The organism is Mesorhizobium helmanticense (genome assembly GCF_003034915.1).
GTDB lineage: Bacteria > Pseudomonadota > Alphaproteobacteria > Rhizobiales > Rhizobiaceae > Mesorhizobium > Mesorhizobium helmanticense.
Genome location: NZ_PZJX01000005.1, coordinates 85633 through 107923 on the forward strand (window position 1 = coordinate 85633; position 22291 = coordinate 107923).

General features: G+C 63.1%; 19 protein-coding genes and 1 pseudogene. 16 read left to right on the plus strand and 4 right to left on the minus strand.

Translation table 11 applies throughout. The annotated features are described in order from the left end of the window. Window positions 1–132 precede the first annotated feature (132 nt). The 3 genes from C9427_RS02755 (at window position 133) to tsf (ending at window position 2454) form a co-directional block, all read left to right on the plus strand. On the plus strand, window positions 133–408 hold the full coding sequence (locus C9427_RS02755; protein WP_006334612.1) for a DUF4031 domain-containing protein: 276 nt from the start codon (window positions 133–135) through the stop codon (window positions 406–408). 198 nt (window positions 409–606) lie between these two features. Continuing rightward, window positions 607–1416, plus strand: coding sequence for a 30S ribosomal protein S2 (rpsB, locus tag C9427_RS02760; RefSeq protein WP_097574600.1), 810 nt, complete (start codon window positions 607–609; stop codon window positions 1414–1416). Between the two features lie 117 nt (window positions 1417–1533). Continuing rightward, complete coding sequence (gene tsf, locus C9427_RS02765) at window positions 1534–2454, plus strand: translation elongation factor Ts (RefSeq protein ID WP_107647680.1); 921 nt, start codon at window positions 1534–1536, stop codon at window positions 2452–2454. Between the two features lie 35 nt (window positions 2455–2489). On the opposite strand, the gene C9427_RS02770 is transcribed toward tsf, so the two are convergent. Further along, entirely contained in the window at window positions 2490–3416 is a 927-nt protein-coding gene (locus tag C9427_RS02770) for a LysR family transcriptional regulator (protein WP_107647681.1), read from the minus strand. A 116-nt stretch (window positions 3417–3532) separates the two neighbouring features. Between C9427_RS02770 and C9427_RS02775 the strand changes: the two genes are divergently transcribed. From C9427_RS02775 to lpxB, 13 genes and pseudogenes are all read left to right on the plus strand, one after another. After that, entirely contained in the window at window positions 3533–4060 is a 528-nt protein-coding gene (locus tag C9427_RS02775; protein ID WP_107647682.1) for a nuclear transport factor 2 family protein, read from the plus strand. A gap of 37 nt (window positions 4061–4097) precedes the next feature. Beyond that, a complete protein-coding gene (locus tag C9427_RS02780) occupies window positions 4098–5204 on the plus strand; it encodes an aldo/keto reductase (RefSeq protein WP_107647683.1) in 1107 nt (368 codons plus the stop codon). A gap of 133 nt (window positions 5205–5337) precedes the next feature. Then, window positions 5338–6060, plus strand: coding sequence for a UMP kinase (gene pyrH / locus C9427_RS02785; RefSeq protein ID WP_081609795.1), 723 nt, complete (start codon window positions 5338–5340; stop codon window positions 6058–6060). 122 nt (window positions 6061–6182) lie between these two features. After that, window positions 6183–6737, plus strand: coding sequence for a ribosome recycling factor (frr, locus tag C9427_RS02790; RefSeq protein ID WP_006334575.1), 555 nt, complete (start codon window positions 6183–6185; stop codon window positions 6735–6737). 17 nt (window positions 6738–6754) lie between these two features. After that, window positions 6755–7498, plus strand: a pseudogene (locus C9427_RS02795) (isoprenyl transferase); the annotation flags it as partial. Further along, the gene (locus C9427_RS02800; RefSeq protein ID WP_107647685.1) at window positions 7495–8310 is read left to right on the plus strand and encodes a phosphatidate cytidylyltransferase; all 816 of its coding nucleotides are present in this window, start codon (window positions 7495–7497) and stop codon (window positions 8308–8310) included. The pseudogene C9427_RS02795 and the gene C9427_RS02800, both read left to right, overlap by 4 nt. A gap of 140 nt (window positions 8311–8450) precedes the next feature. Then, window positions 8451–9593 (plus strand): RIP metalloprotease RseP, encoded by a 1143-nt coding sequence (gene rseP, locus C9427_RS02805; RefSeq protein WP_107647686.1) that lies wholly within the window; start codon window positions 8451–8453, stop codon window positions 9591–9593. 217 nt (window positions 9594–9810) lie between these two features. Further along, window positions 9811–12174 carry an outer membrane protein assembly factor BamA gene (gene bamA, locus C9427_RS02810; RefSeq protein WP_107647687.1) on the plus strand — a complete coding sequence of 788 codons (2364 nt, stop codon included), beginning with the start codon at window positions 9811–9813 and terminating at the stop codon, window positions 12172–12174. A gap of 167 nt (window positions 12175–12341) precedes the next feature. Further along, entirely contained in the window at window positions 12342–13400 is a 1059-nt protein-coding gene (gene lpxD, locus C9427_RS02815; protein ID WP_107647780.1) for a UDP-3-O-(3-hydroxymyristoyl)glucosamine N-acyltransferase, read from the plus strand. 1 nt (window position 13401) lies between these two features. Then, a complete protein-coding gene (gene fabZ / locus C9427_RS02820; protein WP_208636332.1) occupies window positions 13402–13860 on the plus strand; it encodes a 3-hydroxyacyl-ACP dehydratase FabZ in 459 nt (152 codons plus the stop codon). A gap of 13 nt (window positions 13861–13873) precedes the next feature. Further along, window positions 13874–14707, plus strand: coding sequence for an acyl-ACP--UDP-N-acetylglucosamine O-acyltransferase (gene lpxA / locus C9427_RS02825; protein WP_107647688.1), 834 nt, complete (start codon window positions 13874–13876; stop codon window positions 14705–14707). Between the two features lie 6 nt (window positions 14708–14713). Next, window positions 14714–15616 (plus strand): LpxI family protein, encoded by a 903-nt coding sequence (locus tag C9427_RS02830; RefSeq protein WP_107647689.1) that lies wholly within the window; start codon window positions 14714–14716, stop codon window positions 15614–15616. Continuing rightward, the gene (lpxB, locus tag C9427_RS02835; protein WP_107647690.1) at window positions 15606–16769 is read left to right on the plus strand and encodes a lipid-A-disaccharide synthase; all 1164 of its coding nucleotides are present in this window, start codon (window positions 15606–15608) and stop codon (window positions 16767–16769) included. The genes C9427_RS02830 and lpxB overlap by 11 nt, the downstream gene beginning before the upstream one ends. Window positions 16770–16813: 44 nt before the next feature. Here lpxB and gltA read toward each other — a convergent pair whose 3' ends face one another. The 3 genes from gltA to C9427_RS02850 all read right to left on the minus strand — a co-directional run bounded on the left by gltA (window position 16814) and on the right by C9427_RS02850 (window position 21799). Then, entirely contained in the window at window positions 16814–18142 is a 1329-nt protein-coding gene (gltA, locus tag C9427_RS02840; RefSeq protein WP_107647691.1) for a citrate synthase, read from the minus strand. Between the two features lie 185 nt (window positions 18143–18327). Continuing rightward, entirely contained in the window at window positions 18328–19752 is a 1425-nt protein-coding gene (gltX, locus tag C9427_RS02845) for a glutamate--tRNA ligase (protein ID WP_107647692.1), read from the minus strand. 301 nt (window positions 19753–20053) lie between these two features. After that, window positions 20054–21799 (minus strand): adenylate/guanylate cyclase domain-containing protein, encoded by a 1746-nt coding sequence (locus C9427_RS02850; RefSeq protein ID WP_107647693.1) that lies wholly within the window; start codon window positions 21797–21799, stop codon window positions 20054–20056. Between the last annotated feature and the right edge of the window lie 492 nt (window positions 21800–22291).

Below are 22291 nucleotides of genomic sequence, written 5' to 3' on the forward strand. Positions count from 1 at the left end.
AAATCGGATTCGATTTTCGGAAAGCACGATGCGTAGATTCAAAGTGTTAGAGCGTACTTTGTGCGTCCAATTGGACGCACGTCGCTCTACCGACCGGGCATGCGGACGGGGCGAGGGAGTGCGGCAAGCCTGATGGCGGTCTATGTCGATGCGGCAATCTGGAAGTGGGTCGGTCACCGCTGGTGCCATCTGCTTGCCGACGATACCGACGAGCTGCACCGCTTTGCCGCCCAGCTCGGCATCAAGCGTTCATCCTATCAGGGACCGCCGAAGACATCGGCGCCGCATTATGACATAACCGGCTTCGAACGCGACCGCGCGGTGCGGCTTGGCGCCATCGAGTGCAGCCGTGAGGAAATCGTCGCGATTTTCCGGCGTGTCCGGGTGCCGAAGGGCAAGATACGCTGATGACCCCGGTGCGCCGATCGCCGCACCCTGAGCGGCAGCGCTTGCGTTTACAGCGCTTCCCCTCTATATGCGCGCTCATTCCACACACGGACTTTGGTGTCTGCCGGGAGAAATCCGGCTGAAACCTCCGGTGGCATTCGAGGACATAAGTCCAAAAATGCCTGTGTCCGTGGAGGCTAACCGGAAAGGAACTTGAGAATGGCTCTGCCTGATTTCAGCATGCGCCAGCTTTTGGAAGCTGGCATTCACTTCGGCCACCAGACCCACCGCTGGAACCCGAAGATGGCGCCCTACATCTACGGCGCTCGTAACAACATCCACATCATCGACCTGTCGCAGACGGTGCCTTTGCTGCACCAGGCGCTGAAGCAGGTGTCCGACACCGTCGCCAAGGGCGGCCGCGTTCTGTTCGTCGGCACCAAGCGCCAGGCGTCCGACATCGTTGCCGATGCAGCCCAGCGTTCGGCCCAGTATTATGTCAATTCCCGCTGGCTCGGCGGCATGCTGACCAATTGGAAGACGATCTCGAATTCCATCCAGCGCCTGCGCAAGCTTGACGAGATGCTGGCCGGCGAGGCCCAGGGCTTGACCAAGAAGGAGCGCCTCAACCTCGACCGCGAGCGCGAGAAGCTCGACAAGGCGCTCGGCGGCATCAAGGACATGGGCTCGACGCCGGACCTGATGTTCGTCATCGACACCAACAAGGAAGCGATCGCCATCCTCGAGGCCAAGCGCCTCGGCATTCCGGTCGTGGCCATCATCGATTCCAACTGCGATCCGGACAAGATCGACTTTCCGATCCCCGGCAATGACGACGCGGCTCGCGCCATCCAGCTCTATTGTGACCTGATCGCCAAGGCGGCCATCGACGGCATCGCTCGCCAGCAGGGCGCGCTCGGCGTCGACGTGGGCGCTGCGGTCGAGGCTCCGGTCGAGCCGGCGCTGGATCCGACGCCGGCCGCTGAGGCACCGGCCGAGACGCCGGCCGCCGAGAGCCCAAAAGCGTAACAGCGAAGGCCGGTTTCGGCCTTCATCTTTCTCATATTTTGGCGTGTTAAGCGCTGGCGCCTGGCGCATCATCGAGGACCGGTGGTGCGTCGGCGCATTTGAAACAAAGAGGCGACAATGAGCATTTCGGCTGCACAGGTCAAAGAACTCCGCGACTTGACCGGCGCGGGCATGATGGACTGCAAGATGGCGTTGAACGAGACCAACGGCAACATGGAAGAAGCCGTCGACTGGCTGCGCAAGAAGGGCATCTCCAAGGCCGACAAGAAGGCTGGCCGCACCGCCGCCGAGGGCCTGATCGGCGTTGATTCCGGCGTCCGCGAAGCAGCAGTGGTCGAGGTCAATTCCGAGACCGACTTCGTTGCCCGCAACGCTGCCTTCCAGGAGATCGTCGCTAACGTCGCCAAGGTCGCGCTCGCCTACGGCAAGACCGAGGCGGTTGCGGCTGCCAAGTATCCGGGTTCGGACAAGTCGGTCACCGACGTCATCAAGGATGCCGTCGGCACCATCGGCGAGAATCTGGGCTTCCGCCGCTCGGCCAAGCTCACCGTTCCGCACGGCGCCGTCGCGACCTATGTGCATAACGCGGTGGCCGATGGCCTGGGCAAGCTCGGCGTGCTGGTCGCCATCGAGACCACCGGCAACGAGCATGCCGCCAATGCCTTTGCCCGCCAGGTCGCCATGCATGTCGCCGCCACCAACCCCATGGCGCTGACCGCCGAGCAGATCGATCCCGCCGCGGTCGAGCGTGAGAAGGCGATCTTCTCCGACCAGGCGCGCCAGTCAGGCAAGCCGGAAGCGATCATCGAGAAGATGGTCGAGGGCCGCATGCGCAAGTTCTACGAAGAGGTCGTGCTCCTGAAGCAGGCCTTCGTGCTCAATCCCGATATCACCGTCGAGAAGGCGCTGAAGGATGCCGAGAAGGAGATCGGCGCTCCGGCCAAGATCACGGCCTATCTGCGCTTCGCGCTCGGCGAGGGCATCGAGAAGGAAGAGACCGATTTCGCGGCGGAAGTCGCCGCAGCGGTCAAGAAGTAGCCCAAAACAAATAACCCGGAGACGGGTTTCTCAGCTCAGGCAACTCGGCCGGGCGTCCGCGAGGATGTCCGGCCGATCTCTTGTGCGGTGTCGATGAAGGCTCTGAGCTTCGGCGCCATGGCCGAGCGCCTGGGAAAATAGAGGAACAGGCCTGGCTCCTCGATCGCCGACTGCGGCAGCACCTGGACAAGCCGGCCGGCTTCTATGTCGGCGCGCACCAATGGCTCGAAAACATAGGCCAGTCCCGTTCCCGATAGCGCCAGATCGATCGCGACAAGGGAATCGGTGACGACAGCCGTGCCGCGCGTCTCCACCGCCAAATCCTTGCCGTCTTCCGTTAGATCCCAGCGATAGACCGCGCCGGACCGCACAAGACGGTAGCCGATGCAATTGTGGGCAGCGAGATCGGTCAGGCCGGTCGGGGCGCCGCGTCGGCCGATATAGGCTGGCGAAGCGACGATGACGACCTGGAACGGTGGCGTCAGCCGGATCGCGACCATGTCCTGCGCGATCATCTCGCCAAGCCTGATTCCCGCGTCAAAGCCTTCGCCAACGATATCGACCAGTCCTTCATTGGCAAAGATTTCCACCGTTACATCGGGGTAGCGCTCCGCCATGACCGTTACGACCGGTGTCACGGCCATCGGGACGGCAACATGCGAGACATTCAGTCTGAGCAACCCGGCCGGACGGCCCTTGATGCCGCGAATACGCTCCAGACGCTCGGCGATATCCTGCAGCGCAGGTTCCGCCGTCGCGACCAGCGCCAGACCGGCCTCGGTCAGCGAGACGCTGCGTGTGGTGCGGGCAAACAGCGGCTGGCCGATTCGCTCCTCCACCAGCCGCACCGCATGGCTGACCGCTGATGCGCTCATGCCGAGCTCGGCGGCCGCCAGCGCAAAGCCGCCGCGCCGGGCTACAGCGACGACGACTGGAAGATGGCTGAGCAGGTCGCGATCCATTCATGAACAATATCGCATAGTCTGTGCAGACAATGCAATCTTATCGATGTCGGAGCACTGCCCCACACTATCGTCGGCACATTGGCGGCGGGCTTATGCGCAAAGGAGATGGAGACATGAACGCGTTGAAGCACGTCACATTCGCGGCAGGCCTTGCATTGGCGCCCGTCGATGCCGGCGGAGCAGAACCATCCGACTGGCGAGCGCTCGCCGACGAGCGCGCCGTCATCCGTATCGCCGATGCCATCGATCGCGCCGTCGATGCACAGGACTGGAAGCGGGCTCGCAGCTATTTCGCCGATCGCGTCACCGTCGACTTCAGCAGCCTCTCCGGACAGCCTCCGGCCACGATTGCCGCGGACGACCTTATCGGCACCTGGTCGGCCAACCTCAAGGGCAGCAAGACCAGTCTGCATCTGCGCACCAACCACCAGGTCGTTATCGAGCCCGACGCCGCGACGGTCTTCTCCAATGGCTATGCCTGGAACCGGATGGAAGGCAATGGCGACCCGTTGTGGGAAGTCTGGGGCACTTACCAGCACCGCCTGAAGCGCTCAGGAGACGACTGGAAGGTCGACGGCTTCACATTCCGCATGACGCATGAGCGCGGCAATCCCTGGGTCAAGACCACTCCCGGCCAATAAGCCGCGTCAATCATAATCAGGACCGGAAAAGATAATCATGACCATGTCTTACTACACGCTCGGCAACAGCGGTTTGCGTGTCACGCAGCTTGCGCTCGGCACGATGACCTTCGGCACGGAATGGGGCTGGGGCGCCGAGAAGGAAACCGCCAGCGCCCTGGTCGATGCCTATGTCGAGGCCGGCGGCAATTTCTTCGACACGGCCGACGCCTACACCGGCGGCACGTCCGAGATCTGGCTCGGCGAATTCATCGCCGAGCGCGGGTTGCGCGACAAGGCCGTGATCAGCACCAAATTCAGCATGAATCTGGAACAGGGCAACCCGAATGCCGGCGGCAACGGCCGCAAGAACATAATGCGCGCCGTCGAAGGCTCGCTGAAGCGCCTCGGCACCGACTATATCGACCTCTACATCCTCCACGCCTGGGACAGGCTGACGCCGCCAGAGGAGGTGATGCGGACGCTTGATGATCTGGTCCGGGCCGGCAAGATTCGCCATGTCGGGCTGTCCGATGTGCCGGCCTGGTATGCAAGCCGGGCGCAGTCGGTCGCCGAGCATCGCGGCTATGAACCGGTTTCGGCGCTTCAGCTCGAATATTCGCTGGCTGAGCGCAACATCGAGCACGAATTCGTGCCGTTCGGCACACGCTATGGCGCCGGGATCATGGTCTGGAGCCCGTTGGCCAGCGGCGTGCTCAGCGGAAAATACCGTTCCGATACAATCGTCAAGGACGGTGGCCGGCTGGAAACAATGCGCGGTTCGACCAATCCCGGGTTTCAGAAATTCACCGACCGCAACTGGCAAATCGTCGCCGAACTGGAGACGGTTGCCGCCCAGCTCGGCCGCAGCATGGCCCAGGTCGCCCTGAACTGGACGGCAAACAGGCCAGGCATTGCGTCCGTGATCGTCGGCGCGACCACGCTTGACCAGCTCAAGGACAATCTCGGTGCGCTCAATTTCGACATTCCCGAAGACCTTCGGGCGCGGCTCGATGCGGTGAGCCGACCGGTCACGCCCTTTCCATATTCGTTCTTCGGCCCGGAAATACAAGGCGGACTGACTGGCGGCCAGGCGGTTGGCGACAAGCCGGCAAGCTATCTGCCGGACCTGCTCATGCAGGGCGCTTTTGCCGGCGTGAGTTGACGGTTACTCTCAGTCCAAGATCTCAAGTTTCCGGCTCGGGCGCCGCGTGACATCGCGGCGCCCTTCGTGTATCGGAGCCAGTGTTTCCGGGCGCGGCGCCCGAAGGCGTCACATGCACAATGACGAGGACCAGATGACGGTGAAGCCCCTCTACCGACGTGTCTTGCTGAAAGCATCGGGCGAAGCGTTGATGGGCGAACAGCATTTCGGCATCGACGTATCGGTGGTCGATCGCATCGCCGCCGACATCGCCGAGGCTCGCGCGCTCGGCATCGAGGTCGGCGTCGTCATCGGCGGCGGCAATATCTTTCGTGGCGTGGCGGTTGCGTCCAAGGGTGGCGACCGCGTCACCGGCGACCACATGGGCATGCTTGCCACGGTCATCAACTCGCTGGCGCTGCGCACCTCGCTGAACAAGATCGGCGTCGACGCGGTGGTGCTCTCGGCGATCGCCATGCCCGAGCTTTGCGAGAGTTTTTCCCAGCGCCAGGCAACGGCTTACATGAACCAGGGCAAGGTGGTCATTTTCGCCGGCGGCACCGGCAATCCCTTCTTCACCACCGATTCGGCCGCAGCGCTTCGCGCCGCCGAAATCGGCGCCGATGCGCTGTTCAAGGGCACCCAGGTCGACGGCGTCTACTCGGCCGACCCCAAGAAGGACCCGAATGCGACGCGCTTCGAGCGCATCAGCCATGCCGAAGTGATCAAACGCGGGCTTTCGATCATGGATACGGCTGCGATTGCACTTGCGCGCGAAAACAACATCCCGATAATCGTCTATTCGATACACGAGAAGGGCGGCTTTGGGGATATTCTGAGGGGCGGCGGCCGCTGCACGGTCGTCGCGGACAGCTGATCGGGAGCGAGATCCCGAACGATGAGGTCCGCGTGAACAAAAAGCGGATTTTCGAATTGAGACTCAAATGCGGGGTTTCCCCTGAAACAGTGAACCCAGGCCAACGGGTCGAGGAGACGATGATGAGTGGCGAATACGATGATCTCAAGCGGCGCATGGACGGGGCGATCGCGGCGTTCAAACACGATCTGGCTTCGCTGCGGACCGGCCGCGCGTCGAGCAATCTGCTCGACGCCATCCAGGTGCAGGCTTATGGCACCACCATGCCGATCAACCAGGTGGCAAATGTGTCGGTGCCCGAGCCACGCATGATTTCGGTTTCGGTCTGGGACAAGTCGATGGTCGGCGCGGTCGACCGCGCCATCCGTGAATCCAATCTCGGCTTCAACCCGATCGTCGACGGCACCAATCTTAGAATCCCGCTGCCCGAGCTCAACGAGCAGCGCCGCAAGGAACTGGTCAAGATCTCGCACGGTTATGCCGAGAATGCCCGCGTCGCCGTGCGCCATGTGCGCCGCGACGGCATGGATTTTCTCAAGAAGGCGGAAAAAGACGGCGATATCAGCGAGGATGACCAGCGCAAGCGCTCCGATCAGGTCCAGAAGCTCACCGACGAGATGATCAGCACGATCGACCATCTGCTTTCCGATAAGGAAGCTGAAATCATGCAGGTTTAAGGGTAGGCACCCGACCCGAAAGCGAAACTATGACAAGCCCCGCGCATGTCGCGATAATCATGGACGGAAATGGACGCTGGGCCAAGGCGCGTGGCATGCCGCGGCTTGCCGGGCATCGGGCCGGCGTCGAAGCACTGCGCAAGACGGTGCGCGCCGCTCCCGGCCTCGGCATTTCCTTCCTGACGGTCTACGCCTTCTCATCGGAAAACTGGTCGCGGCCGAAGTCTGAAGTCAGCGACCTGATGGGCCTCTTGAAACTCTTCATCCGTCGCGATCTTGCCGAACTGCATCAGAGCGGCGTGCGGGTCAGGATCATCGGCGACAGGACAGGGCTGCAGTCCGATATCAGGACCCTGCTTGAAGAGGCCGAAACGCTGACCGCGCGCAACGAGGCGCTGACCCTGATCATCGCCTTCAATTATGGCGGACGCGACGAGATCGTGCGCACGGCACGCAAGCTGGCCTCCGCCGTGGCGCGCGGCGAACTCGACAGCGAGGCGATCACGGCCGAGTCCTTTGCCGGCGCCCTCGACACCGAGGGTATCCCGGACCCGGAACTGGTCATACGCACTAGCGGCGAACTCAGGCTGTCGAATTTCCTGCTGTGGCAGGCTGCCTATAGCGAGCTCGTCTTCCTGCCTTGCTATTGGCCCGATTTCAGTCGCGAGCATTTGGCCGACGCGTTGCGTGATTTCGCCGGCCGCGAGCGCCGTTTCGGCGGGCTTGGCGCCCAGGACGTCGCCGTGACGGCCAAGGGATGAGCAACCTTCAGCTTCGTATCATCTCCTCTCTCGTGCTCGCCGCCGCCACGCTTGGCCTGACCTGGCTTGGCGGACTGCCGTTCCGCTTGCTGTGCGCCGTCATGGCGGCCGTGATCTTCCACGAATGGACGCGGATGTGCCGCCCGGCCGCCGGCCCGGGTCTTAGCTTTCTGCCGGAAGCGCTGCTTGTGGTCTTCGTCGGCGCCTTGATCGCCGGCCTGCCGGCCTTCTGGCTGCTGCCTCTGGTCGCCGTGCTGGTCGCGATCGTCGTGGCCGCGGCCTGGGCGCGCAAGACAGGACAATGGGATGCATCCGGCCTTGCCTATGCGGCCGTTTCGGGCCTGTCGCTTGCTCTTTTGCGCGACGGCGACCATCCCGGCCTCATCGCCATTCTGTTCCTGTTCGCGGTGGTTTGGGCGACCGATATCTTTGCCTATTTCGTCGGCCGCAGCGTCGGCGGTCCGAAACTGGCGCCCTCGATCTCGCCGGGCAAGACGCAGAGCGGCGCACTCGGCGGCGCCGTTGGCGGCGTCATTGCCGGGCTGCTGCTGGCCGCCGTGGCCGGGGCCGGCAATCTTGCCATGCTTGGCGTCGTTGCGCTGGTGCTCTCGATCGTCTCCCAGGCTGGCGATCTCTTCGAATCCTGGGTGAAGCGCCGCCACGGCCGCAAGGATTCGGGCGCTCTGATACCTGGCCATGGCGGCGTCATGGACCGGGTCGACGGGCTTGTCGCGGCCGCTTTTGCCCTATACGTCATCGGCTGGATTTCGGCGAGCGCCGACCATCCGGCACAGGGGCTGTTTCCAGCTTGAACGACTTTGTTTCTTGGCGTGGCGCGGAATGAGCCATGGATTCGCCTGGATTGATGTCACAGTGCGCGGCGCACCCTGTGAGTGGCGGAAGAATCTGGATCGCGGAAGAATCTGGCTGCGGACGAATTTGAGGGCATGAATTGAACGAGATTCTTCACGCGGTTTTCAGCACTGAGGGCTTTATCCTCGGCACGCTGGTGCCTTTCCTGTTTGTGCTGACCGTGGTCGTGTTCGTCCACGAAATGGGCCACTACCTCGTCGGCCGCTGGTGCGGCATCGGCGTGCAGGCCTTTTCGATCGGCTTCGGCCCGGAACTCTTCGGCTTCAAAGACAGTCACGGCACGCGCTGGAAACTCTGCGCCATACCGCTCGGCGGCTATGTCAAATTCGTCGGCGACATGAACGCGACCTCGAGCCAGCCCAGCTCGGAAGAGCTCGAATCGCTGACCGATGCCGAACGCAAGGTCGCTTTCCACACGCAGCCGATCTGGAAGCGCGCGGCGACTGTGGTGGCCGGTCCGCTGTTCAATTTCCTACTGACGATTGCCGTCTTTACCGTGATGTTTTCCCTCTACGGCCGCCCGGTGATGGAGCCGATGGTGGCTCAAGTTACCGCCGGCAGTCCGGCTGAAAAGGCTGGCATCTTGCCCGGCGACCGATTCGTCAGCGTTGACGGCAGCAAGATCGAGACCTTCTCCGATGTCCAGCGCCTGGTCTCTGGCCGCGCCGGCGATACCATTACCTTCGTCATGCTGCGTGACGGCAAGGAAGTGACCGTCACCGCGACGCCGGAGCTGATGGAGCAGCAGGATGCGCTGGGCAACAAGGTCAAGGTGGCCGTGATCGGCGTCGTCAACAACAAGGAAGCAGGCCAGCCCAGGCTGATCACCTACAGCCCGGTCGGAGCGGTAGGGGCGGCGGTCGAGGAGACCGGCCACATCATCCAGCGCACCGGTCAATTCCTGCAGCGTTTCGTCGTCGGCCGCGAGGACAAGTGCCAGCTGGGCGGCCCAATCAAGATCGCCAAGATGTCGGGGCAGGCGGCGAAACTGGGCTTCGATTGGCTCGTCCAACTCGCTGCCCTGTTGTCGGTCGGGATCGGGATCCTCAATCTTTTGCCGATTCCCCCCCTCGACGGCGGCCATCTGTTGTTCTACGGCGTGGAGGCCGTCATCCGGCGGCCGGTGTCGGAACGGATGATGGAAATGGCCTACAGGAGCGGCCTGCTCCTGGTCTTGGGCTTCATGGGTTTCGTTTTCTGGAACGATCTGTTTGGATGCTGAAATCATGAAGAAATCCGGCTTCGGCACCACCAATGTTGAGACGCCGTTTACCATGCACGGGGGTTGGCGTGACGCGAAAGCCACGCCCCAAGGTTAAGTAATTACAAATTAACCAGAAGCCTTGCGTGTAGGGAAAATCCGGTTAATACGGTAGGAGAAATTACCGCACGTCCGGTTTTCTCGCCGTGGGGACTACGAGAAAAGGTACAAAAGCCCGATGAAGGCAGCATCCAAGTTTCTGAGCGCCGCGTCCGCGGTGGCCTTGTCCGCCGCCCTGGTCGTGCCAGGTGCGCTCGCAGTGCAGTTCGTTGCCACATCAGCCGCCGAGGCCGCTGTTGTCTCGAGAGTTGAAGTCAGCGGCAATCAGCGTGTCGATGCCGACACCATCCGCAACTACGTCTCGATCAAGCCCGGCAAGGCGTTTTCCAGCTCCGACATCGACGATGCCGTGAAGGCGCTGTTCGGCACCGGCCTGTTCTCCGACGTCCAGATCAACCAGGTCGGTTCGGCGCTGGTCATCAAGGTTTCCGAGTATCAGGTCGTCAACCAGGTGCTTTTCCAGGGCAACAAGAAGCTCAAGGACAACGCCCTCGCTATGGCGGTCCAGTTGAAGCCGCGCGGAACGTTCTCGCAGGCGACGCTCGATGCCGACGTCGAGGCGGTCAAGGCCGCCTATAGGCGCATCGGCCGTGACGACGCCTCCGTGACCACTCAGATCATGGATCTCGGCGACAACCGCGTGAATGTGGTCTTCAACGTCAACGAAGGCGACCGCACCCAGATCGCGGCGATCAATTTCGTCGGCAACAGCGCCTATTCGAGCCGCCGGCTGTCGGACGTGATCAACACCAAGCGCTCGACCTGGCTTTCCTTCGTGCTGCGCGACGACGTCTATGACGAGGATAAGCTGAACGCCGACCAGGAACTGCTGCGCCGCTTCTACTACAATCACGGCTATGCCGACTTCCAGGTCGTTTCGGCGGTTGGCGAACTCGACAACGCCACCAACAAATACACGGTGACCATCACCGTGCAGGAAGGCGACCGCTACACGTTCGGTGATGTCAGCGTCGAGAGCACGATTCCCGAGGTCGACACCAAGTCCCTCGAATCCGTGGTCGAAACCCACAAGGGCGACGTCTACAACGCCAAGAATGTCGAAGACACCATCATCGCGCTGACCGAGAAGGTCGCCGGCTCGGGCTATGCCTTCGCCCAGGTAACGCCGCGCGGCGACCGCAATTTCGAGAACCATACGATTTCGGTCGTCTATACGATCGACCAGGGCACCAAGGCCTATGTCGAGCGCATCGAGATCCGTGGCAACGATCGGACACGCGACTACGTCATTCGCCGCGAGTTCGACGTAAGCGAGGGCGATGCCTTCAATCAGGTTCTCATCCAGCGCGCGAAGAAGCGGCTTGAAGCGCTCGATTATTTTCAGAAAGTCGAAGTTTCCACCGTGCCGGGCTCACAGCCCGACCAGGTCGTGCTCGTGGTCGATGTGGTCGAGAAATCGACCGGCGAGTTCTCGGTCGGCGCCGGCTATTCGACAGGCGGCGACACCGCAGGCCCGTCCGTCGAAGGATCGATTACCGAGCGCAACTTCCTCGGCCGCGGCCAGTTCATCAAGCTGTCGGCCGGCGGCGGCAAGAATTCGCGCGACTACAGCCTCTCCTTCACCGAGCCGTATTTCCTTGGACGGCGCATCGCAGCCGGTTTCGATATCTACCAGCGGACCAGGGATTACGATAATTACAATAGCGAGACGCTCGGGGCGACGGTTCGCTTCGGCCTGCCGATCACCGACAACATCTCGACCCAGCTTGCGTATAATATCTCGCAGGAGAAGTATGATCTCGACGACGGCTGCAAGACCGACGGGATCTACGATCCCGCCAAATGCGATGTCTCCACGGCAATCCTGAATGGCATTGAACAGAGCCCCTGGCTCAAGTCGTCGGTCAGCCTCGGCCTGCTCTACAATACCATCGACGACATGAAGAACCCGCATGACGGCATCTATGCCAATGTCAGCACGGAATTCGCCGGTCTCGGCGGCGACGCCAAATACGTCAAGGTCACGGCGCGCGGCAGCTATTATCAGACACTGTCGGAGCAGCTCGATCTGGTCGGCCTGATTTCTGGCGGTGCCGGCCACCTCCAGGGCTATGGCAGCGAAGACCTGCGCATCTTCGATTACTTCCAGAGCAGCGACCGCATGATCCGCGGCTTCGCCTATGGCGGCATCGGCCCGGTTGCCGAGGGTACCAGCGGCGACCATCTCGGCGGCGCCACCTATTTCAATGCCTCGGCGGAAGCCCAGTTCCCGCTTCCGGTGATCCCAGAAAGCTTCGGCCTGCGCGGTGCGGTTTTCGCCGATGCGGCAACGCTTTACGGCAATAAGGTCGATGGTGTGGATCCTTCCACAACCGGCATGGAGTGGCGCGCCTCGGTCGGCGTCGGCCTGATGTGGGCGTCGCCCTTTGGTCCGATCCGCATCGATTACGCGATCCCGGTCAAGAAGGAATCGACGGACGACGTGCAGGAATTCAACTTCGGCATATCGACCCGCTTCTGATCCGCGGGGACGGTGCTTCCGGGCCGTTGGGGCCCGGAAGAGAGTGATCCGACACTACAGCGCCGCGCGCGCAAGGGACGCTGTAGCACTTTGATTTTGCGCATGATCCTTTCCGACTTTCAATTCCGATTTTCGGGGTCGTGCACTAGCTGGATATTGCTTCTGGAATGACCGATCCGGTGTTCTTCGCGCCCTCACGCCGGTATACGGCCGGTGAAGTCGCGAATCTGACCGGCGCGGTGCTTGCCGATTCCAGTCAGTCCCACATATCGATCGCGGCCTTGGCGCCGGCAAACGAGGGCGGCGAGCACGCGCTCGTTTTCGTCGACGGCAGGCGCAACTTCGCCCTGATGCAGTCGTTGAAGGCCGCCGCCGTTCTCTGCCCCACCGAATTCGCCAGCAAGGCGCCGGCGGGCGTTGCGGTTCTGGTTCATCCGCGCCCGCAGCAGGCTTTCGCGATGGTCGGACGCCTGCTTTTCCCGACAGCCGCGACACCGGGGCCGATGACGGGCGAAACCGGCATCTCGCCGCACGCCCATGTCGATGCGACCGCTCATATCGAGGCTGGCGCAGTGATCGAGGCCGGCGCGGTGATCGGGCCGCGGGTCTCGATCGGCAGCGGAACGGTCATCGCTCCCCATGCCGTCATCGGCTACTCCTGCCAGATCGGCCGCGACGGCTATGTCGGTCCCGGCGCCAGCGTCCAGTATGCGTTGATCGGCAACCGCGTCATCATCCATGGCGGCGCCCGCATCGGCCAAGACGGTTTCGGCTTTGTGGCGGGCGCCAAGGGGCCGGAGCGCGTTCCGCAAATCGGCCGCGTCGTCATCCAGGACGACGTCGAGATCGGCTCGAACACCACGGTCGACCGTGGCGCCATGTCCGACACGATCATCGGCCAAGGCACCAAGATCGACAATCTGGTGCAGATCGCTCATAACGTCCGCATCGGCCGCAATTGCATAATAGCCGGACTTTCCGGTATTTCCGGTTCCGTAACGGTGGGCGACAACGTCACCATGGGTGGCGGCGTCGGCCTTGCGGACCACCTGACCATCGGCACAGGAGCCAAGCTTGCTGCAAGAAGTGGGTTCATGAGCAACGTCCCGGCGGGCGAGATCTGGGGAGGATACCCGGCACAGCCGATGGCGGAAGCCATGCGGGAGATCGCGGCCCTGCGAAGACTGGCAAGGGCGCGCAAATCGGGCGATGGGGGAAATAGCTGAGATGGACGCGGCGACGACGCTTGAAGCGGTCGACATATTGGGGCTGATGAAGCTCCTGCCGCATCGCTATCCATTCCTGATGATCGATCGCATCATCGACATCGATGGCGACGAATCCGCTATCGGCATCAAGAACGTGACCATAAACGAGCCGCATTTCCAGGGTCATTTCCCGGACCAGCCGGTCATGCCTGGCGTGCTGATCGTCGAGGCCATGGCGCAGACAGCCGGCGCCATCTGCATCCGCAGCCTTGCCGCCGAAAAACCGTCCCTGGTCTATTTCCTGACCATCGACAATGCCAAATTCCGCAAGCCGGTCGTTCCCGGCGACCAGCTCAAGATCCATGTCAAGAAAATCAAGAAACGCGGCAACCTACTCAAATTCGCCTGCGAGGCTCTGGTCGACGGCGTCAAGGCCGCCGAGGCCGAGATCTCGGCGATGATGGTCACCAGCGATTGACGATCGAATGCTTATGAAAATCCAGACAGTCATCCATCCATCTTCGGTCATCGAGGCGGGCGCCAAAATCGGCGAAGGCGTCCGCATCGGCCCCTTCTGTCATGTCAGCGCCGACGCGGTGATCGGCGACCGTGTCGAACTGGTCGGCCACGTCTCGGTGCTGGGCGCCACCACGATCGGCGCCTCGACCAAGGTCTATCCGATGGCGATACTGGGCGGGCCGCCGCAGAACACCAAGCACAAGGGCGGCCGCACCACGCTGGTCATCGGCGAGAACTGCACGATCCGCGAAGGCGTGACCATGCATCTCGGCACCGATTCCAGCCGCGGCGAGACCGTCGTCGGCGACAACGGCAATTTCCTGGCTTACGCCCATATCGCCCACGACTGCGTCGTCGGCAAGAACGCCACCTTCGCCAATCAGGCGACATTGGGAGGCCATTGCGAGGTCGGCGACAACGTCTATATCGGCGGCCTCACCGCCGTCCATCAATTCGTCCGCATCGGCGACAACGCCTTTCTAGGCGGTTGCTCGGCAATCGTCGGCGACATTATCCCTTACGCCATGGCCGCCGGCAACCGGGCCAGCCTTCGCGGCCTCAACATCATCGGCCTGAAACGCGCCGGCCTGCCACGCTCCGAAATTCACACTCTGCGCAAGGTCTACAGGACGATCTTCGATCGCTCCCGAACCGTCGGCGAGAACATCGAGTTTGCCAAGGCGGAATTCGCTTCCTCGCCGACGGCCATGAAGATCGTCGATTTCATCGCCAGCCGCAGCAAGCGGCATTACGCCGTCCCCTCGCTTAAGGCCGGCGACGATGACGGCGGCGATGACGAAGACTAAGGGCCGATGACGAGGACTGAGGCCTCGCCGTCGGGCCTTGATCTCGCGCCTGGCGCCAGGTTCGGCATCATCGCCGGTGGCGGCAGTCTCCCGGTCGAGGTGGCCGTCGGCCTGACCGGGCAGGGCTATCCGCCGGTCATCATCCAGATCGAGGGTGAAGTCGACCGTAAGTCCGACCTCGACGGCTACGAGCATGAGAGTCTCGCACTGGAAGATATCGGTTCGCTGGCTGCGCTGCTGAAGCGGCGACGGATCAGCCATCTTGTCCTCGCCGGCGAGATCAGGCGCCGGCCGAGGCTGACTGACATGCGCCCGAGCCTCGGTTTGCTGGCCGTGGTGCCTACAGTGGTCATGGCGCTGGCCCGCGGCGACGACGGGCTGCTGAAGATCCTGACGCGGGCTCTGGAAGCGCGCGGCGTCAAGGTTGTTGGCGCTCACGAGGTCGTGCCGGATCTGGTTGCGGCCGAAGGCCCGCTGACCAGGGCGACGCCGCGAAAATCCGACTGGCGCGACATCGAGGCGGCTCGCGCGGCGGCAAAGGCAATCGGCGCGCTTGATATCGGCCAGGCGGCCGTCGCGGTCGGTGGCCGCGCCATTGCGCTTGAGGGCATCGAAGGCACCAACGGGCTGCTTGAACGGACAAGGGAGTTGCGCGGCCATGGCAGGCTGGCCGGCAAGGCGCGCGGTGTGCTGGTCAAATGCGCCAAGCCCGGCCAGGAGTTGCGCGCCGATCTGCCCTCCATCGGCCCGCAGACTATCGAGGCGGCGCATGCAGCCGGCCTTGCCGGCATTGCCGTCGAGGCCGGCCGGTCGCTGGTCCTGGAAGGCCCGGTCGTTGTCGCGCGCGCCGATGCGCTCGGCCTGTTCGTGATTGGCCTGCCTCCTGCGGAGCTGGCCCATGGTCAATGACGGGCCGCTGAAGATTGCCATCGTCGCCGGCGAAGAATCCGGCGACCTGCTCGGCGCCGATCTCGTCCAGGCGCTCAAGCGCGCGACCGGCCGCGAGATCAGGCTTGTCGGCATTGGCGGACGCCATCTGCAGGCGCTCGGTCTTACGCCGCTGTTCGAGGGCAGCGAGATCGCACTGATGGGCTTCAGCGCCGTCCTGCGCGACCTGCCGCGCCTGATGCGGCGGATCGGCCAGACCGCCAATGCGATTGCAGGCGACAAGCCCGACTGCCTGATCACCATCGACAGCCCGGATTTTTCGCTGCGCGTGGCAAGGAGAGTGCGTGCCGCCGATCCGACGATCCCGATCGTCCACTATGTCTGCCCGAGCGTGTGGGCATGGCGGCCGGGCAGGGCGGTGGCGATGAGGCCGTATGTCGACCACATCCTTTGCATCCTGCCTTTCGAGGCGAAGGAACTCGCTCGCCTGGGCGGTCCGCCGGGCACCTATGTCGGTCATCGTCTCACGCATGATCCGGGCGTGCTCGCCGCCGCCAAGGCGCAAGGCCTGCCGCGCGACCTGTCCGGGAATCGCGTGAAAACGCTGCTTGTGCTGCCCGGTTCGCGCAGCGGCGAGGTGCGGCGGCTGGCGGGTCCGTTCGGCAAGACAATCTCGATCCTGCGCGCGCGGGGGCACCGCTTGCGCGTGCTTTTACCGACGGTGCCGCACGTCGCCGACCTGGTCAGGGCTGCGGTCGCAAGCTGGGACGAGAAGCCCGAGATCATCCTTGATTCCGAACGCAAATGGCAGGCCTTCGGCAAGGCCGACGCAGCGCTGATCGCCTCGGGAACTGTGTCGCTGGAACTGGCGCTGTCGGGCGTGCCGATGATCTCGTGCTACCGGCTTGATCCGGTCATGCGGCTGGCCCAGCGCCTGATCACCGTATGGAGTGCCGCCTTGCCCAATCTCATCGTGGACCAGCCGGTGGTGACCGAGCACTACAATGAATATGTGCGGCCGGCCTATCTGGCGCGGCAACTGGAAGCGCTGTTTTCCGACACGGCCTATCGCGCCTGGCAGAAGGGCGGTTTTGCCGAGGTGACCAGACGCATGGCCACTGACAGGCCGTCCGGCGATATCGCGGCGGATGTCGTTCTCAATCACATCAAATAAAAAAGCGCCACAAAGGGCGCTTTTTCCTAGACCTTCGGCCCTGATCAGCGCTTCGCGATCGGCACGTAGTCGCGTTCCGGCGCACCGGTATAGAGCTGGCGCGGACGGCCGATCTTCTGGTGCGGGTCCTCGATCATTTCCTTCCACTGCGCAATCCAGCCCACGGTGCGGGCGACCGCGAACAGCACGGTGAACATGGTGGTGGGGAAGCCCAGTGCCTTCAGCGTGATGCCGGAATAGAAGTCGACGTTCGGATAAAGCTTCTTCTCGATGAAATAGGCATCGGTCAGCGCGATCTTTTCCAGTTCCATGGCGATGTCGAGCAGCGGATCGTCCTTGATGCCGAGTTCGCCCAGCACCTCATGCGCCGTCTTCTGCATGATCTTGGCGCGCGGATCGTAGTTCTTGTAGACGCGGTGACCGAAGCCCATCAGCCGGAAGGGATCGTTCTTGTCCTTGGCGCGGGCGATGAATTCCGGGATGTGGTCGACATGGCCGATTTCGCCCAGCATGTTCAGAGCGGCCTCGTTGGCACCGCCATGCGCCGGGCCCCACAGGCAAGCAATGCCGGCAGCGATGCAGGCAAACGGGTTGGCGCCTGAAGAGCCGGCGAGGCGCACGGTCGACGTCGAGGCATTCTGCTCGTGATCGGCATGCAGGATGAAGATGCGCTCCATGGCGCGCGCCAGTACCGGATTGATCTTGTATTCCTCGCAAGGCACGGCAAAGCACATATGCAGGAAGTTGGCCGCGAAATTCAGCTCGTTCTTCGGGTAAATGAAGGGCTGGCCGATGTGGTACTTGTAGGCCATCGCCGCGATCGTCGGCATCTTGGCAATCAGCCGCATCGAGGCGACCATGCGCTGGTACGGGTCCGAGATGTCGGTGGAGTCGTGATAGAATGCCGACAGCGCGCCGACCACGCCGCACATCACCGCCATCGGGTGCGCGTCGCGGCGAAAGCCGGTGAAGAAGCGCGACATCTGCTCATGCACCATGGTGTGGCGCGTCACCCGGTAGTCGAAATCGTCCTTCTGCGCCTTGGTCGGCAATTCGCCGTAGAGCAGGAGGTAGCAGACTTCGAGGAAGTCGCCATGTTCGGCCAGCTGGTCGATCGGGTAACCGCGATGCAACAGGATGCCGGCATCGCCATCGATGAAGGTGATTTCCGACTCGCAGCTTGCCGTCGAGGTGAAGCCGGGATCGTAGGTGAAGGCGCCGGTGGTGCTGTAAAGCGCGCCGATGTCGATAACGTCGGGCCCTACCGAACCGCTTCGCACCTTGAACTCATGAGTCTTGCCGCCGAGCTCCAGCTTCGCCGTCGACGGGTGGTCTCTGCCACCGAATTCCAGTTTTGTCGCAGCTTCGGTCATTGCAAACTCCTTTTTGTTTCCTCATGCCGGCAAAGGCAAAATTCTGCAAAGCGACACGTCGAAATCACCGGAAATGCGCGTATTCGCCACCGCATTGTGGAGGGATGCGTGCCAGATTGGGCCAAGTCTAATGTTGCACTGCGAAACGCGCCTTTCAATGCCAATCTTCTTGGGCCAGTTTGCTCCTAATCGATTTGATCCGCTATACGCGCCAGGCTCTCCTCGCGGCCGAGAACGGCAAGTACGTCGAACACGCCGGGCGAGGTGCTTTTACCGGTAAGCGCTGCCCGCAAGGGTTGAGCCACAGTGCCCAGTTTATAGCCGCCGGCCAGCGCATAGTCGCGGATCGCCGCTTCGGCCGCTGCGGCGGTCCAGCCGGCTGAAATCGCCTTCAGCGCGTCGCGGGCGCCGCGCAAGACCTCGCGCGCCTCGCCAGCGAGCAATGCCGCGGCCTTCTCGTCGATCGGCAGCGGCCGCTCGGTGAACAGGAAGCCAGCACCGTCGACAAGTTCCACCAGGGTCTTGGCACGCTCCTTCAGGCCCGGCAAGGCGGCAAGCAACTGCGCCTTGCGCCGGTCGTCGAGACGCTCGGCGATCGCCGGACCACCTTCGAGATAGGGCAGCGTGGCGATGAAGATGTCGAACAGGTCGGCGTCGCTCATGCGGCGCATGTGCACGCCGTTCAAAGCCTCGAGCTTGGCGAAGTCGAAACGCGCCGCACCCTTGTTGACGTCACCGATATCGAACCAGGCGATCATGTCCTTGATAGACATCACCTCGTCGTCGCCATGGCTCCAGCCCAGCCGCGCCAGATAGTTGAGCAGCGCCTCGGGCAGATAGCCCATGGCGCGATAGGCCTCGACGCCGAGCGCACCGTGCCGCTTCGACAGCTTGGCGCCGTCAGCGCCATGGATCAGCGGGATATGCGACATCGACGGCACGTCCCAGCCCATGGCGCGGTAGATCACCGTCTGGCGGGCGGCGTTGGTCAGATGATCGTCGCCGCGGATGATGTGGGTGACGCCCATGTCATGGTCGTCGACGACGACGGCATGCATATAGGTCGGATTGCCGTCCGAGCGCAGGATGATGAAATCATCGAGATCCTTGTTGGGAAAGCGCACCTCGCCCTGCACGCGGTCGTGCACCACCGTCTCGCCCTCGGTCGGCGCCTTGATGCGGATGGCGCCTTTGGCGCCGGCCGGCGCCTCCGACGAGTCGCGGTCGCGCCAGCGGCCGTCATAGCGGGGAGGGAGCCCCTTGGCCCGTGCCGCCTCGCGCATCGCCTCGAGCTCCGCCGGTGTCGCGTAGCAATAGTAGGCTTTGCCCATGCGCACCAGCTCCTCGGCCACCTCGCGATGGCGCGGCGCGCGCTCGAACTGCGAGACAGGCTCGCCGTCCCAGGTGAGGCCGAGCCACGAAAGGCCGTCGAGAATGGCCGCTGTCGCCGCATCCGTCGACCGCTCGCGGTCGGTGTCCTCGATACGCAGCAGCATTACACCGCCGGTATGCTTCGAATACAGCCAGTTGAACAGCGCCGTCCGCGCCCCGCCAATGTGCAGGTAGCCGGTGGGCGAGGGCGCAAAACGGGTGACGACTTTGTCGGGCATGGAACTCTCGGGGCGCGGGCGCAGGAGCGGATGTGGTTGCGCGGACTTTCGCGCGTTGCGCGTTCATGTAGCATAGGAGGTCAAGGGCGCAAGGGGCAGACCCGACGGCTGGACGAAGCCGGGGTACGGACGAGGGCGAGGACGCGGTCAGCGGCGTCAGCCAATACAATAGAACTCGCTACGCGCTCAGTCCTCGGACAAGCCCGGCCAGAGAACTATCCTTCCAGAAGTGACGCGGGGTCAAGGGACGTCGCCTGACCGACGTGACGCGTAGGAGAGGGCGTCTTTGCAAACGCGACGATCACTCCGGCACGCCGGCAATACCCAGCGCCTCGACGTAGCGCTCGGCGAACACCTTGTCCCGCCACGGGTTGATCTGCCTCTGCAGGCCGAGGGTGTAGGTCGGGAACGCCTCCATCAGCCGCCGCGCCGCCGCCTGCGCGTCATCCAGCCGATTGAGTTTGACGAGTGCCATGATCACCACCCGGTGCGAGGAGCCGTAATTCGGCATCTCGCGCAGCGCTCGTTCTCCCCAAGCCAGCGCTTCCTCGTAGCGTTCGAGCATCAGGTAGCTCATCCCGATGCCGGAGAGCGCAATGCCCTTCTCGGGGTCGACCGGGCTCAGCCGCATTGCCCTGTGGAAGTGCTCGATTGCGACGAGGGGGCGGCCGGAATGGGCGTTCACCCAGCCGCTGCCCGTATAGCCCTGCGCCGAATTGGGGTTGAGGAGCAGGGACCGTTCGATCGTGTCCAGCGCCGTCTCGTAATCCTTGGCGCTGTAGGCGATCACCTGCGCGGCGAAACGCAAGCTTGTCGGGTCGTCTCGCGCGTCCGCCAGCACCTCGCGGGCCATGCGCACGGCGACGCGGGTATCGTCGGGCTCGTGCCAGCACTGACTCACGGACAGGCTGCGAATATAGGCGCCGAGTGCCTTCGCCAGGGTGAAGCCCGGGTCGATGCTGAGCGCCTCGTTGGTCAGCCGGCGCACGTCGGCGAAGCCGTCGCGCGTCATACTGTAGAAGCGCGGTAGCGCACGAAGGTAGAGGTCGTAGGCACCGATGTAGTCGGTCGGCTTCATGCGCGCTTGCTTGATCTCCTCGAGCCTGATGCTCGGCTCGACCGCACCGACGACGCTCTCGGTCACCTTGTCCTGCAGGTCGAAGATGTCGCTCACGTCGCCCTCGAAGCGGTCGGTCCAGACATGGTGCCCGCTGATCGCGTCCACCAGCTGCCCACTGATACGCACCCGCGATCCTGCTCTGCGGATGCTACCTTCGAGCACGTAGCGGACGCCCAACTCGCGCCCGACCTGGCGCAGGTCCACCGCTCGGCCCTTGTAGGTGAAGGACGAGTTGCGGGCGATCACGAAGAAGGAGTTCACCCGGCTCAATCCCGTGATGATGTCCTCCACCAGTCCGTCGGCGAAGTATTCCTGGTCGGGGTCGCCGCTCATGTTGGTGAAAGGCAGAACCGCGATCGAGGGTTTCGAGGGCAGGGGAGGCGGTGCAGCCACCGAGGCGCTGGCGTCGGTCTCGACGCGATAGGCGCGCACAGGCCGCTCGATGTTCTTGAGGCGCAGGTCGCCAAGCGGCGTGAAACCGCCGTCGAGCTTGCCCTGAAGGTGGTCGTAGGCGGTGCCCGAGACAACCACGGCGCCGGGATCGGCGATGCTTTCGAGGCGGACGGCGATGTTGACACCGTCGCCGTAGAGGTCGCCGTCCTCCTCGTAGACCACGTCGCCGAGATTGACGCCGATGCGGAAGCGAATCCGCTCTTCCTCGGGCGTCTCCGCCTCGTGTTCTGCCAAGGCCTGCTGGATCGACATCGCCGAGGTCACCGCGTTGACGACGCTCGCGAACTCGCACAGCATGCCGTCGCCGGTGAGCTTGACGATCCGGCCCTGATGCTCGGAGACCAGCGGTTCGAGGAGGTCCTTGCGGTATGTCTTGAGCCGCTCGAGCGTGCCGCGCTCGTCGCGCTCCATCAAGCGCGAATAACCGACCACGTCGCAAGCCAGAATCGCTGCGAGGCGGCGCTGCGCGGTCATTGCACCGCCCGGCCGTCGCGCCCATGTCCCGCTGACTTCCAGACCCCCAACGTGCATGGCATCCATCTCTCCCAGCCGCCGCCCGTCGCCGATTCAGACGGAGAACGCAGCTTGACCTTGCCTTCACGAGATTTTGCTATCCCGCTTGCGAGGCGTGAAGCGATCCAGTCGCCGCGCTAACAGCCAACCGGGCGACACGCCCACGCAGCCTCTGGGGACGCTGACACACCACTCCCAGAAGACCGGAGATATTTCCTGCCCTTGGTAACCGGGTGACGCCACCGTGGCGGTGCTTTTGTCACCGCGATGTAACAGCGAGATGCCCTACCAACGCGCGCATCGGGCATCACACCAGACGTTCGCGCTTAGAGGTGATGAGGTCGGAAAGTGGCGCTACTTGCTCGTTCCCATCGACGAGACGAAGCGGATCCCAAGAAAAACGTCGATGCTCGGGTGAATAAGGGAGGCAGTGTCCATTTTTTCAGTTTCGCT

What these genes read in the sequence shown, in the direction of transcription:
- C9427_RS02770 (WP_107647681.1), bottom strand. Translation starts at nt 3,416, where the DNA reads ATGGATCGCGACCTGCTCAGCCATCTTCCAGTCGTCGTCGCTGTAGCC.
- C9427_RS02800 (WP_107647685.1), top strand. Translation starts at nt 7,495, where the DNA reads ATGAGCAACCTTCAGCTTCGTATCATCTCCTCTCTCGTGCTCGCCGCC.
- lpxD (WP_107647780.1), top strand. Translation starts at nt 12,342, where the DNA reads ATGACCGATCCGGTGTTCTTCGCGCCCTCACGCCGGTATACGGCCGGT.
- C9427_RS02850 (WP_107647693.1), bottom strand. Translation starts at nt 21,799, where the DNA reads ATGACCGCGCAGCGCCGCCTCGCAGCGATTCTGGCTTGCGACGTGGTC.
- fabZ (WP_208636332.1), top strand. Translation starts at nt 13,402, where the DNA reads ATGGACGCGGCGACGACGCTTGAAGCGGTCGACATATTGGGGCTGATG.
- C9427_RS02755 (WP_006334612.1), top strand. Translation starts at nt 133, where the DNA reads ATGGCGGTCTATGTCGATGCGGCAATCTGGAAGTGGGTCGGTCACCGC.
- C9427_RS02830 (WP_107647689.1), top strand. Translation starts at nt 14,714, where the DNA reads ATGACGAGGACTGAGGCCTCGCCGTCGGGCCTTGATCTCGCGCCTGGC.
- bamA (WP_107647687.1), top strand. Translation starts at nt 9,811, where the DNA reads ATGAAGGCAGCATCCAAGTTTCTGAGCGCCGCGTCCGCGGTGGCCTTG.
- pyrH (WP_081609795.1), top strand. Translation starts at nt 5,338, where the DNA reads ATGACGGTGAAGCCCCTCTACCGACGTGTCTTGCTGAAAGCATCGGGC.
- gltA (WP_107647691.1), bottom strand. Translation starts at nt 18,142, where the DNA reads ATGACCGAAGCTGCGACAAAACTGGAATTCGGTGGCAGAGACCACCCG.
- frr (WP_006334575.1), top strand. Translation starts at nt 6,183, where the DNA reads ATGAGTGGCGAATACGATGATCTCAAGCGGCGCATGGACGGGGCGATC.
- lpxB (WP_107647690.1), top strand. Translation starts at nt 15,606, where the DNA reads ATGGTCAATGACGGGCCGCTGAAGATTGCCATCGTCGCCGGCGAAGAA.
- tsf (WP_107647680.1), top strand. Translation starts at nt 1,534, where the DNA reads ATGAGCATTTCGGCTGCACAGGTCAAAGAACTCCGCGACTTGACCGGC.
- lpxA (WP_107647688.1), top strand. Translation starts at nt 13,874, where the DNA reads ATGAAAATCCAGACAGTCATCCATCCATCTTCGGTCATCGAGGCGGGC.
- C9427_RS02775 (WP_107647682.1), top strand. Translation starts at nt 3,533, where the DNA reads ATGAACGCGTTGAAGCACGTCACATTCGCGGCAGGCCTTGCATTGGCG.
- rpsB (WP_097574600.1), top strand. Translation starts at nt 607, where the DNA reads ATGGCTCTGCCTGATTTCAGCATGCGCCAGCTTTTGGAAGCTGGCATT.
- C9427_RS02780 (WP_107647683.1), top strand. Translation starts at nt 4,098, where the DNA reads ATGACCATGTCTTACTACACGCTCGGCAACAGCGGTTTGCGTGTCACG.
- gltX (WP_107647692.1), bottom strand. Translation starts at nt 19,752, where the DNA reads ATGCCCGACAAAGTCGTCACCCGTTTTGCGCCCTCGCCCACCGGCTAC.